Raw genomic sequence first — 12,190 nt, forward strand, 5'->3', positions numbered from 1 at the left:
ACTCATTTAGTTTATAAGAAGAAAAGGATTATACTTGATTTATGGTTAATGCCTCATAAACCAGTTCAATGCTTTCAATGGCCATTTCACTTCCATTTGATTCTAGGTCTGTCACGGAAACTTTACTAGGCGAGGCATTGGATAGGGTCCATGTCATTGTAAGGTTTCCGGATTCATCTAGCAATTCAATGACAACTTTTTCTCGACTTATGGTATTCCTATTAATAGAATTAAACCAATCGTAAAATTTATTTTTATCCGGAAAAATGCCTTTTTTTAGCGTTATATTCTCTGGTTTAGAAATGCCCGGTAAATCAAAGGAAGAAATAGACTGGCTACCTCTATTATTGAATTCCAAAGGTTTCACTTCGTTATTCAAACCTGACACTTCCTGAAAAAGTAAGGGGCGATCCAATGATTCAAGTTTTACAGAGAAGTAAAACTTAGGCAGCGGCCAAACTGAAATTTGATCTTCTCCTGCCATATTTTATTTTGATTTTAGATGTATGAATCTAAGTTTCCTATTACTGATTACAATTGCTCTCCAAGGCTCTTTTCAGTTGTTCCGGCTCAGAAGTTCCTACCATTAGGCTTTTACTTTTTCCTTTGCTTTTGTATTTTAACTGCAATGCTTTCCAGCCATGAATACTGTAAAGCATGCCTTTTGGGGTAATCCTGATCCCTATACCATAATACCATGGCACCCTGATAATCTCCAATTCCTCCAATTGATCGATTTCAAATTTAAAATTTATCAACCCGATTCCATAAGCCAATCTGAGTGTTGAACCTCTAACCTCCACCGTAAGTTTGTAAAGCATAAATCCCAAAACCACAACAACTGAGCTCAACACCAAAAAAGGCGTAAATGTAAGTGGATTATTCCCCCATTGCAGGGCGTATGCCAAGCAGAGAAAAACCACCAAAAGTATAAACAATAAAATTATTACCCATCCAAACTGTGATTGCTTGTATTTCATACATGGGGAATTAAAATTTTCAGGTAATTACAAGTTACTGAATTATCCCTTATTTCTGATGATAAAATTCAGATACTATATTACCTTTTATCCATTTCTTTCATCTTTTTTAGCTTATGAGGGTTGCAATTACAAGTTGGCTTCAGAACTACTTATACCAATAATACCTGCATGGTATTTTACTGGCTAAATATCACTTCAGAAGAGAGGGAATATTAGGTATACCTAAACATAATGGTACATTAGCGGTCATTGCTCGAAATCATTTCTGAGTTAATATGTGGATTGATTAAAGTTATTTGGTAGTTCAATAGCTTCTTTTTTATAAGGAAATAGCCACGGTTCAATAAATATGCGTAATCATTCATCGCTGTAAATAAAATTTCTAAGTTATTTTCTTTATAGGTATCCCCACTAAAATATTTCCAATCTTTTGAGAGATACAACTCAAAATTTTCTTTTATTACCTTGTTTATTTTCGGTTGAAATTTACTGTCTTCTAATAATTCCCGTATTTCATTTTTTAATTTTTTTTCAGTGTTTTCAATATCACTAAAATTCCACCTAATTTGATCATTGGGAGTTGTGAAGTTTATGAAATCTAAATCATTAGATAGCTTGATATAAAATTGAAATTTGGAATCAAATTCTTTCTCATAATCAAAAAATTGCTTGTATAAACTCTCCAAGGTAGTGTTAGGTATTTTTTCAATTTCATAACTATTGAAAAACTGAAAAATCCTTAAATCATTAATTTTTATTTGCTCCTTTAATAGACCTAATTCTATTTCAAGTTGTTTAAGGAGGGGCTTACTATCCTTTTGTTTATACTTTACTCCATCATAATCGAATGATTTGAGCTTAAAAGTTTTATCTGAAACCTGACTTACCGTTTCTATATCATTTTGTAGTGAAATAGCAGAATAAACCATGTCTACATTCTCTTTAGAAAAGAGATCAGCTAATTTGATTGTTTCTACCTCCTCTCCAACTTCTTGAGGATCAAAAATGAGTGGGTTCTTATTGTCATAGTAACCATTGTACACTTTAGGGAAAGTGTTTTCCAAAAACTCTTTTCTGAATTCCGCCTTGAATGACTCAAAAGGTATTTTTATCACAGCTCCTTGGTAAACAATCCCCTGAAACAACTTATCGGTAAGCTCTCTTTGTGTTCCTTCAATGTCACAAAACAATGAGTTGGCTAATTCATTGTCCATATTTTTAGCCAACAGCCCTGTTTTTTCCAACATATCAATACGGTCTTCAACACTTGGGTGTGAAGCCCACTGGTCTTTAATTACCAACTTTGACTTATTAAATTTGCTTAATTCGTGTTCAGATACTTGGGGTAAATTATTTTGGATTTTAATGTCATTCTCTTTTGCTAGAAAATGCATTGCAAAAGTTTGGTCTATAAAAATGTTTTCAGACTTTATATTTTCACTTATTTTATTGTCATAAAATGACAATATACTATTGTAAGAGTGATCTGCCAATGACATTCTGAGCAAAGAATATTTCAAAGGTTCATAACCTGTTACAGTCGCCGCTACTTCATCTGCATGGAACTCCATTTCTCTTGACAAACCTAAATAACTCTTATTTACTACCCCATACATTTGTCTCAACACCCACTTGATACCTTCAATAATTTTAACAGAAATGAAAACAAAAATCCAAAAATAACCACTGACATCTGCCCATTTCTGAATAATTCTATCATACTTTTCGTTGTCATTAAGCAGGTTGAATATAATTTGATTTACATTGTAAACGTAGCTCCCAACCTTCATCGATTTTTGAGAAAAATGACCAAATTCGTGGCTTAAAATGGCCTTTAATTCTGATTTAGAAACCGTATTTACCAACCCCAACCCTATTTGAAGGTTCTTTTTAATTGGTAAAAACATGCTCCAAAAACTTGAGTCGTAAAATACCGCTGCATTTACATCCACCGATAAATAAACTTTCTTTGGAAAGCTAGTGCCTATTTTTTGAACAATTTCCTCTATAAGAACAAAAAGCTCTGGTTCCTCACGCTTGGTAATTTCAGTTAAGTTTGATCTGTCAGCTTTATGGGTCTGAAAAACGAATTTCACAAGGAAAAATAATACTAGAATACCTAAACTGGCCAAGCCTATTCCAAGCACTATTGTAACAAACATGGGCCGAAAAGCTATTAATAATATTCCTCCATATACACAGAGAATAGTCAAAATTAGAGCTAAAGCCAACATCAGAATATAGGTTAGTAAAAATAGGACTATTGAGGCAATTGCTTTAGCTGTTTGAGTTTTATACTCCTGAGATACTTTGATTGCTGTTTTTTTAGTTTGCATTGTTCCTTGTCTTAATTTGCACCAACCTACAAGAAAAGCCGAGGCAGTTTTTCCAAAATTATCGGGTCATTCTTACTCCTAAACGCTGTGTTCTATAGACTATCTTAAAAATCTCATGAATTGTTAGCCAGTAAAGTTGATTTTTAATGACTCTACTTTTTATTTTTGACTATAGGTGAAAATGGTCATGGTCATATTTGTTTCTAAAAATTTGACCTAATCGATTTATTCCAACAGTCTTAACCCTAAAAGGCTATAAATCTTCTTTTATAAAATAATATCACCTTCCAAAAAAAATGGGCCGGTCCCTTTGAACCTTATGGCAAAATCCGAGTTTTATTTTTTATCTATTACAAAATTGGACAGAAGTGCGTCCCATATATTAGTTATCTAATTTTTGCCTCTAAACTAACTATGTTTTTATAAATTTAAAAGTCTATACTACATCATATGATATTTTTTTGCTTGAATTCAGTCAAGGAATGAGAATTTATAAACGTTCTATCACATGGCAAATTTCAGGGTTAACCGTAATCCTGTTTAAAAGTTGCGTCTCCATATATTAAAGTTACGAAATATTCAATTAACTGGTTAACCTACCAAGGTTAATAATCATTATCCTATATTAAGATGATGAAAAAATCGTCATTCCTAGGCTTAGGGAGGTATTTGAGTAGTGAAGTCGAAGGAATCTCTAACCTAAAGAGATGGCCACACCCTTTCCCTACGCAACAGCTCCCCAAAAAGGTTCGCAGTGACGTGTCTTCTCGTCATTCCGAGATTTTGCGATGGCCATGCGGGAAGGAAGGCGAAGGAATCTCCAAGTTGATGAGATTGCCACACCCTTTCCCTACACTACAGCTCCCCAAAAAGGGTTCGCAATGACGAAATGGCAAACCGTTAATTCGGTACACTTCGACAAACTCAGTGACCGGAAGACGTCATTCAGAGAATAAATATTTTAAAAACGCAGCAATCCAGATGACAATATCCAATGCAGCACTCCTGAGAAGTGAAATCTTTGTAGCCCAAGGCAAGCCGCCGCAGAAAGCGCCACCCGGGGTGTAATTCAGTTGGCTTTTTAGGGCATTAGCCTAGAGCAAGTTCAATAGTGAAACAGGCTTTTCGCTAATGCCATTGGCTCATTACCTCCGATTATTACAGGAGGCTATTGAAAAACAAACTACCATATCCTTCATTCTGTAGCTTAAAAGAATTTTCAATAGAGTAAATTCTATAGGACTAGGCTTTAGCCTACTTAGGAAACTGCCTTATATAACCTGACTTTAGTCAAATTTTCATATTACTTTTTTAAATGATTATCAATTCAAGTTTAAAAAGTGAAAGCAGTGATTCGAAATGATTGGCTTAACCCATATCGATTGATTTTATAGATTAATTTCATTTCTAAAAAACTTTATTTTATTTAACCGGAGTTAAACTATATTTTATTTCGGGTTTATTTCCTCTAGAAGACTCCTAAAGGTGATTATTCGAGTATTTTTTAACTTTTCAAGAATGAGTAAATCTTTGTCACCCGTAACCAAATAATCAGCTTTCCCATCAATTGCCAAGTTTAAAAGAAAATTATCTTTTGGATCACGACACATAATAACCTTGGATGCTACTTTCACAAAGTCTGCATATTGATCAAATATATTTAACAACTTTTCGACATCATTTTTAGAGAAGAATTTTTTGAATTTTGGCCTTCTAACTACTTCTATAAATTCTTCCAATGATTCGTAGGAAAATATTAATACAATTCTTTAATCTTCAAGTAGTTGATCAATTTCAGTGAAATTGAGAAATTAAAAAACTAATCCACAAATTGGTATCCAGTATTACTCTTTTACTTTTCATATCGTGATTTTCTCACGTTTTCTACTTCCTTGGTTATTTCCTCAAGACTTAACTCCTCTTTCGAATTAGATCTTAATTTTTTTAGCAGATCGGAAAAATCAGATTTCTTATCTTCCTTGATTTTGATCAAATTTAAGTCTGCTAAATCCTTCAGTAAGTTTTTAGCTTTGGGATTCAATATATCGATTCGAATCGTTTCCATGTCTCATTTTTTATAAAGCTAAGAAATTATTTTTTTCCCTCTAATTTTTTCATGGGTGCTCCCCTCAAACAGCTAAGAAAAATGGCGATCGGTAAGCACTCTCCCTTTCTCATAAAACTATCTGCACCACGTACTAAATTTAACAAATGTGGTGAACTTTTCATTCCTTACTAAATTTCCTAACCGATAAAACCGTATCATTTATAACAGGAGGTAAACTTAAAATTTTGAAAAAATCATCATTCAGAGATTTTGCAGGTGCCTTGCGCGTAGAAAGCCGAAGGAATCTCCAACCTAAAGAGATTGCCACACCCTTTCCATACGCAACAGCTCCCCAATAAAGGGTTCGCAATGACGTGTCTTCTCGTCATTCCGAGACTTTGCAATGGCCATGCGGGAAGGAAGGCGAAGGAATCTCCAAGGTGATGAGATTGCCACACCCTTTCCCTACACTCCAGCTCCCCAATAAAGGGTTCGCAATGACGTGTCTTCTCGTCATTCCGAGACTTTGCAGAGGCCTTGCGCGTAGAAAGTCGAAGGAATCTCTAACATAAAGAGATTGCCACACCCTCTCCCTTCGCAACAGCTCCCCAAAAAAGGGTTCGCAATGACGAAATGGTATATGGTTAATTCGGTACACTTAGACAAGCTCAGTGACCGGCAGACGTCATTCCGAGAATTAACATTTTAAAAACGCAGCAATCAAGATGAAAATATCCAATGAAGCACTATAGGGCTTTAGCTCAAAAAACCCGACGTTCAATTGCCAGCCTTAAATCCTAGCAACTTTAATTGTGTTTCACTAAAAACCAATTATTCAACATTTCCACCCAACTTATTCTGGATAAATGCTTCTGCATTGTCAAGATGTGCCTGTTGTTTGTCTTTATCCATTTTATCAAGGGAATAAATCAGCATATTGGTACGGTGGTTCTTTCGAAAGAAATCCTCCTGCTTCATCACAAAACGCCAAAACATGCCGTCCCAAATTTCTTCCCATTCTCCTCCGGGATAATTGCTCATTTTCTTAATGTAATTTGACCCTCCAATATAAGGTTTGGTGGCAAATGTCCCTCCATCAGCAAAAAGACACATGCCATACACATTGGGCACCATTACCCAATCATAAGCATCAATAAACAATTCCATAAACCAACGGTACACCTCGTTCGGGTCAAATTCACATAGCAACATGAAATTACCTAAAACCATAAGCCTTTCTATATGGTGGCAATACCCGGTTTGAAGCACCTTTTTGATGGTTTGATCCACAGGTACTATTCCCGTGGTTCCTTCATAGAAAGAGGAAGGGATTTTTCTCTTGAAATTCCAGAAGTTACGTGTACGGGAATACCTGCCCTTGCAGAGATACATCCCTCGAATAAACTCACGCCAGCCAATAATTTGGCGAATAAATCCCTCTATAGAATTAATGGGTATCCCCTCTTCGGCTGAAAAAGAAAGAGCGCTTTCCACCACTTTAGAAGGCAAAATCAAGCCGCTGTTTATTAAAGGTGAAAGTAGGCTGTGGTTAATAAATGAAGGCTCTTTTAGTATGGCATCCTCGTATTTGCCAAAATCGTGGAAACGATACGTTAAAAATTGCTCAAGCCAGTCTTTGGCTTCTTTATGATTGATAGGATAAATCCTGTCTTTAGAAACATCTCCCGGGTTTTTACTGAAATGCTTCCTTGTATAGGTGCAAGCCTCTTCCCAGGTCTTTGAATATTTGGGGAAATTTAAGGCCGGAGGTGTTTCTCCTTTAGGAAACTTCTTCCTGTTTTCTGCATCAAACGACCATTTCCCTCCCACCGGATTTTGCTCTTCATCAACAAGAATCCCAAGCCTTTTACGCTGCTGCTTATAAAAGGTGGCCTGTAAAAATGATTTTTTGTCTTTTCTGAAGAAATGTTCCAATTCCTCTTCACTGTTTAAAAATTGTGGACTGGGAAAAATCTTGAATTCACAGTACTTGGAGAGCGTTTGGATGCGCTGCATCAACCAATCATCGACAGGGTCTATCAAACTGATGGACTCAATTCCTTTTTTAGTAATCTCTTGGCCGAAATTTCTTATGTCTGATAAGGAATTGTTGGTGTCTATATAATGAACTTTAAGACTCAATCCCTGCAGGTATGCCTCGTAAGCTTTCATGGAAGCCCGGTGAAAAGTTATTTTCTGTTTGTGAAACTTGTACTGCCGAAAGAAAAGAAATTCCTCCATCAGGTAAGACTCCTGTCCATTTTTAATAAGTTCACTCGCTTCAAAAAGCTGATGGGGAAAAATAATATTAATGCCTTTCATTGTCTTTATTTCTTTTGCATTTTTCACTGCAGTACTTCACTTGCTCCCAATCCCTTTTCCATTTTTTGCGCCAAGTAAATGGGCGTTTACAAGTCAAACAAACTTTTTCGGGAAGGTCTTTTTTCTTCATTTTAGGAGTTCTTTCTTACACTTTTTCCAAAAGGAGAAAAAGGAAGGATAATAACCTGTGACTGTACTGAGCCATTCCCGGGGTTCTTGGTGACCTTGATAATGTAAATTGAGCGGATGCTCCTTATAAATTATGTTTTCAGGGGCTATTTGGGCAAGAAGCTCCTCAAACTCCCCTACATACAATTGTATACTCGGAATATTTTCAGCCAAACCAATCACAAAATCGATGCATTTATGGCTTACCGGATATTTATCAAAATGGGAAGGCTCCAAAAGCAATATCCGCTGAAAATTGTCTCTTCTGTGCCATTCAGGGTCCAGGTTATAGTAATTGTAGATAAGGGTAGGTTTGTTTTCTAACACCGCTACGTTTTCCCTCTTCGGCCAACAAAAGGCTACTTCAAAAGAAGTAGTTTCCTTCAACACTTCGGGCATTTCCATAATCCCAAAACTTTCATAAGGTACATCCAAAAATGTACCTTGCTGAGAACTATAAAAGAACTGATTGATATTCTCTTGGTTGGCATAATACTTCTTATTGGAAAAGGCTCCTGCCACCCATTGCCAACTCAGCTGGTTACTTGCAATATCTCCATCCAAAAGATGCGCATACATCCATCTAGCAGGGGCCAACCAATGAGAATGCGCCATATTACAGCATATGGAAGCCACATACATGCGCATATGGTTGTGCATATAGCCAGTTTCGTACAAGGCTCTAATGGCCTTATCCACCACATTTATGCCGGTGGAAGCCTCCACAATTGCCTTTGGTACCTGAAAATTTGAAACCGGCTTCTGAATATGCTTAAGTTCGGCATGAATGGCATCCCCTTTGGCCAACCATACCTGTTGCCAGTAATCTCTCCAGGCAAGTTCCTGAATAAGTTTCTCATCTTCCACTGCCAGGCCCTGAATATGTTCATAAACCTGTCTTGTACTGATTACACCTCTGGAAATATATGGACTCAAGTGAGTTACAGCACCATCTTCATAATTGCGGGACTGGGCATAGCGTACAGGGTCTATTGCTGTAATTCGCTTTTTTATGGCTTCTATTTGGGTTGGAAAGACTATCTTTTTGAAATTTTATTGTTAGCAATGGTTTTTTGTCTTGAGGATTTAAAACGATTTATGGCTCCATTCCTTTTGTGGAGGTGTTTTTTACTGGTCCCACTGTTTACCCGCTTTCTCCAAAGCCTGAATGAGCTCGGTTTTAACTCCCTGCGCATGCAGACGATTACTTCGGATTCCGAAAGTCCAAATTGAGCGTGTATGGCCTCAAAAGGTGTTTTATCTTCCCATGCCATCTCAATGATTCTATCCCTGTCAGTTTCTTTCATCAAAAGGTATAACCGATTCCTCCCTAGGTTGTTTTACAATTACCCGAATACTTTATATCATGCTAGTAATTGATTGATTCAACCCCTTCAAACTGGTCATTCAAAAAAAGAAAACTCACCCTTTACCTAAAGCATATTACTTGTAAAGCAGTAAAAGCGGTTAAGGGAGAAATTCCATCCTCAGCCATTTTATGACTATTGACATTTGCGCAACCAAATCCCTAATGGAGTTTCGAGGTAAGCAAATGACTTTACCTAAATATCGTTTAGCTTAATTGTTTAAAAAACAATTACCTCCGCTAAGGTAAAAACCCCCAATTGGAAATAAAAACCTAATAGTCAAGGTTTAACCATCAGAAAAACGGAATTAATTGCCTGAAAAAATAACCCAACACAAGAAACAAAAAAGTAAAAACCATTCCCATTATAGACCAAGTTCCCATTACCATGAACTGGCCCCTGAGCTTGTCGAAGGGGTCGATGGGATTGATCGGCCAGCGGTCAGCGTGTTTAGTTGTTGTGAGCCATATTATTTAAACTCATTACCACAATTTTTGCATTTGTAAACAGTCTTATAGTAAATTGGAAATACCATAAAAATAAAAGAAACGATGGCAGATAAAATTCCTTTAGTTCCTTTCATTGACTTAAACCCGCTATAAATATCTTCTGATTCACATTTGGGACATTTGATTACTTCTCCTTGGTCATTTGTAAGAACAGATTTTTCGGTCGCTTCAATGATTTCAGCCGCTTTTGCGACATCAGATTTTTTAATCTTCAATTTAATACCGCCAACAGTTACATTGTACAGAGGGTTAATTCCAACAATGTATTCGTCAAACAAAAAGCACATTATATGCTCGCTTTCGAGTTTAGACTTCATCAAATGAGCCTCAATCGAATTGTTAAATGTCTTAATTGTTAATAATTCCAAGTTTCCTTTGTTATGCCACAGTAGCGTAGCCTCCAATCGCCTACTTTATTAATGCCTATAAAGATAATAATTAAACTCTTGAACCCCCTTTATTAAACTGTACCCTGTTAAATACAGGGAAGGCCCCGGATAAAAACGGGGTAAACAATGAAGTGTTCGCTTATACAGCTTACCGAAAGCCTTCTTTATTTGCTTTTCATAGGATTCTACCCAGCATATGTATAACCCATGGGCTAAATGAATCACATCTGCTTTCTCATCCTATTTGAACAAACATATAGCGACATTTAGAATCAACTACTTATTAATTCAGCCGATTAGGACTAAGCCAGTAGGGATAGTATCCATTCTATATTCGCTTCTCTAAAGTAGAGCCCCTTCCCTATTTATGCTTTGTTCACACTACAATCATAGGTACTATGGGCTCCTCCGACTTCTCTTGTACCCTTGCAGAACTTCGCTATGCTTATATCAGCCTGTTTATGGTTGCCAACCTTTGAAACAAGAGATCCCCCACAGCCTGCCCTGAACCATCAGGGTTTAGCATTTATCCATCTATACTCACGTCCGGTAGTTTACTACAAATCAAATGACTGTTAATCTGGCTCGTCAGAGGAATCTGGTGGGGCCGTTTACACGATTAGCGGCTTTATATTTTGATTAAGTATATGATTCCTCCGATTATTAGAAAGATTCCAATAATGATGTATTGATAATGAGCAGCCTTTCCAAATTCATTGTCATGCTTATCAGTTCGACTGAACTTTACAATTAATATCAATATTCCGATTACCGCTAGCCCGAAACCGATGATCCAATCAAATAGGCTGCCCATTAATTAAACTTTTTGTTTGCAATTTGAAGGAATGCAACAGGAACGCTGAATTTAATCTTATTCATAGAAGTTGACCAATTTTAATAGGGCAGGGTTCTCTCGAAAAATCGGGATCAAAACTGTCCCCAAATCTATGGGTACACCTATCGAAGCTACAACGGGTTCACACTTGCGCATTGCGGCTTGAGTAATTGAAGCAAGGGAGCTTCAGCGAATTCCTCACGAAATTTACTGTCCGCTTTTCTTCAGGTTGAACAGTCAATTGCCCTGGTAGGATTTACACCTACTGGATAAATGCCACCTCGTGGCGCACTAACGGCCATGGCTAAGAAACGTGCGAGTTTGGAACACATATCTGTGAGCCGAGAACCAAGTTTTATTAGTGTATTAATTTAATTTTATCAGCCCGCATGTTTTCTTAGCCTTTGTTAGCGAAAGTGTTACTAGTCTTCTTTCAATTGCTTTTTATATTTTTCCTTAAATTCCTCCTTTTGCAATAGTCTTTTCCCTTTAATAATCTCTTCCCTTTTTTTTGAGTCTTGTTTTATCCATCGATATGGATCTGAATTTTGTTTTCCACCATCATTGTAGATCGTTTCATGAACCAATATTTCATCGCCAGTTAGCTGTACTTCCAAAAAACCAAATCCTATAAAATTATCGGGTGCCTTATTATGTTGAAAATATCCACTGCCGAAATTCAAATTTTTGTCTAACATGTTTATTTCACCTTTGTAATCCTCATAACCTAGTAATGAAATGCCATTAACAATCCTTAATTTATTCTTGTCTTGCTTTAATTCAAAGCATCTGAATGGCTTGCTATCTACTGTATCGTATTTATTAAATGCTAAATATAACCCTTCATATTTTTTTAGTTTATTTCTGAAATGACAGTTTTTCTTAATTGCCATGATATATTCCCACAATAATGTCAAAGCCAGACCTAAAATGGCACCTAAGATTAGAAATAATATTGACTTGTCATCTTTTGACAAGTCATTCAACTTCTCAGAGATTAATTGTTGATTTTGCAATACTTGACTTGCAATTGAGTCGGAATGATGGTTGTAGCCATACATCATATTTGTGAATGTATCAATATTGTAGTAAACTGAGTCTGTCATTTCATTTGGGCTAACGTACGAATAAAGCCCACCATACACTTTATTCACCTTCCAACTATCACTAAAACTAAGAAATAAATACTATTTAAAAAAACTAAAACCACTCTTTAAACTTACAATACACTCTT

12 protein-coding genes are annotated in these 12,190 nt (G+C 36.3%); 1 reads left to right on the forward strand and 11 read right to left on the reverse strand.

Annotated elements, in window-relative coordinates; all coding sequences use genetic code 11:
• Nucleotides 1-28: 28 nt before the first annotated feature.
• The 3 genes from ACYVHJ_RS15360 to ACYVHJ_RS15370 form a co-directional block, all read right to left on the reverse strand.
• The gene (locus ACYVHJ_RS15360; RefSeq protein ID WP_460516261.1) at nt 29-484 is read right to left on the reverse strand and encodes a phage tail protein; all 456 of its coding nucleotides are present in this window, start codon (nt 482-484) and stop codon (nt 29-31) included.
• 40 nt (nt 485-524) lie between these two features.
• Complete coding sequence (locus ACYVHJ_RS15365) at nt 525-980, reverse strand: hypothetical protein (protein ID WP_460516264.1); 456 nt, start codon at nt 978-980, stop codon at nt 525-527.
• 242 nt (nt 981-1,222) lie between these two features.
• Nucleotides 1,223-3,319, reverse strand: coding sequence for a M48 family metallopeptidase (locus ACYVHJ_RS15370; protein WP_460516267.1), 2,097 nt, complete (start codon nt 3,317-3,319; stop codon nt 1,223-1,225).
• Between the two features lie 630 nt (nt 3,320-3,949).
• On the opposite strand from ACYVHJ_RS15370, the gene ACYVHJ_RS15375 reads away from it, so the two are divergent.
• Complete coding sequence (locus ACYVHJ_RS15375; protein WP_460516270.1) at nt 3,950-4,204, forward strand: hypothetical protein; 255 nt, start codon at nt 3,950-3,952, stop codon at nt 4,202-4,204.
• Nucleotides 4,205-4,767: 563 nt separating this feature from the next.
• On the opposite strand, the gene ACYVHJ_RS15380 is transcribed toward ACYVHJ_RS15375, so the two are convergent.
• The 8 genes from ACYVHJ_RS15380 to ACYVHJ_RS15415 form a co-directional block, all read right to left on the reverse strand.
• Nucleotides 4,768-5,058 (reverse strand): PIN domain-containing protein, encoded by a 291-nt coding sequence (locus ACYVHJ_RS15380; RefSeq protein WP_460516273.1) that lies wholly within the window; start codon nt 5,056-5,058, stop codon nt 4,768-4,770.
• A gap of 113 nt (nt 5,059-5,171) precedes the next feature.
• Nucleotides 5,172-5,384: a hypothetical protein gene (locus ACYVHJ_RS15385; RefSeq protein ID WP_339903770.1), complete on the reverse strand. Its 213-nt coding sequence runs from the start codon at nt 5,382-5,384 to the stop codon at nt 5,172-5,174.
• A gap of 813 nt (nt 5,385-6,197) precedes the next feature.
• Nucleotides 6,198-7,688 (reverse strand): cryptochrome/photolyase family protein, encoded by a 1,491-nt coding sequence (locus ACYVHJ_RS15390; protein WP_460516276.1) that lies wholly within the window; start codon nt 7,686-7,688, stop codon nt 6,198-6,200.
• Nucleotides 7,675-7,818, reverse strand: coding sequence for a DUF2256 domain-containing protein (locus ACYVHJ_RS15395; protein ID WP_303613904.1), 144 nt, complete (start codon nt 7,816-7,818; stop codon nt 7,675-7,677). Before ACYVHJ_RS15395 ends, ACYVHJ_RS15390 begins: the two co-directional genes overlap by 14 nt.
• Complete coding sequence (locus ACYVHJ_RS15400) at nt 7,815-8,792, reverse strand: cryptochrome/DNA photolyase family protein (RefSeq protein ID WP_460516280.1); 978 nt, start codon at nt 8,790-8,792, stop codon at nt 7,815-7,817. The genes ACYVHJ_RS15395 and ACYVHJ_RS15400 overlap by 4 nt, the downstream gene beginning before the upstream one ends.
• A 101-nt stretch (nt 8,793-8,893) precedes the next feature.
• Entirely contained in the window at nt 8,894-9,163 is a 270-nt protein-coding gene (locus ACYVHJ_RS15405; RefSeq protein ID WP_339905588.1) for a TIGR03643 family protein, read from the reverse strand.
• Nucleotides 9,164-9,692: 529 nt separating this feature from the next.
• Nucleotides 9,693-10,136: a putative signal transducing protein gene (locus ACYVHJ_RS15410; RefSeq protein WP_460516284.1), complete on the reverse strand. Its 444-nt coding sequence runs from the start codon at nt 10,134-10,136 to the stop codon at nt 9,693-9,695.
• Between the two features lie 1,242 nt (nt 10,137-11,378).
• A complete protein-coding gene (locus ACYVHJ_RS15415) occupies nt 11,379-12,062 on the reverse strand; it encodes a hypothetical protein (RefSeq protein ID WP_460516287.1) in 684 nt (227 codons plus the stop codon).
• Nucleotides 12,063-12,190: the final 128 nt, after the last annotated feature.

This window comes from Cyclobacterium sediminis, assembly GCF_054781075.1.

Coding starts and splice junctions, on each gene's coding strand:
- ACYVHJ_RS15360 (WP_460516261.1), bottom strand. CDS start 484: ATGGCAGGAGAAGATCAAATTTCAGTTTGGCCGCTGCCTAAGTTTTAC.
- ACYVHJ_RS15365 (WP_460516264.1), bottom strand. CDS start 980: ATGAAATACAAGCAATCACAGTTTGGATGGGTAATAATTTTATTGTTT.
- ACYVHJ_RS15370 (WP_460516267.1), bottom strand. CDS start 3,319: ATGCAAACTAAAAAAACAGCAATCAAAGTATCTCAGGAGTATAAAACT.
- ACYVHJ_RS15375 (WP_460516270.1), top strand. CDS start 3,950: ATGATGAAAAAATCGTCATTCCTAGGCTTAGGGAGGTATTTGAGTAGT.
- ACYVHJ_RS15385 (WP_339903770.1), bottom strand. CDS start 5,384: ATGGAAACGATTCGAATCGATATATTGAATCCCAAAGCTAAAAACTTA.
- ACYVHJ_RS15390 (WP_460516276.1), bottom strand. CDS start 7,688: ATGAAAGGCATTAATATTATTTTTCCCCATCAGCTTTTTGAAGCGAGT.
- ACYVHJ_RS15395 (WP_303613904.1), bottom strand. CDS start 7,818: ATGAAGAAAAAAGACCTTCCCGAAAAAGTTTGTTTGACTTGTAAACGC.
- ACYVHJ_RS15405 (WP_339905588.1), bottom strand. CDS start 9,163: ATGAAAGAAACTGACAGGGATAGAATCATTGAGATGGCATGGGAAGAT.
- ACYVHJ_RS15415 (WP_460516287.1), bottom strand. CDS start 12,062: ATGACAGACTCAGTTTACTACAATATTGATACATTCACAAATATGATG.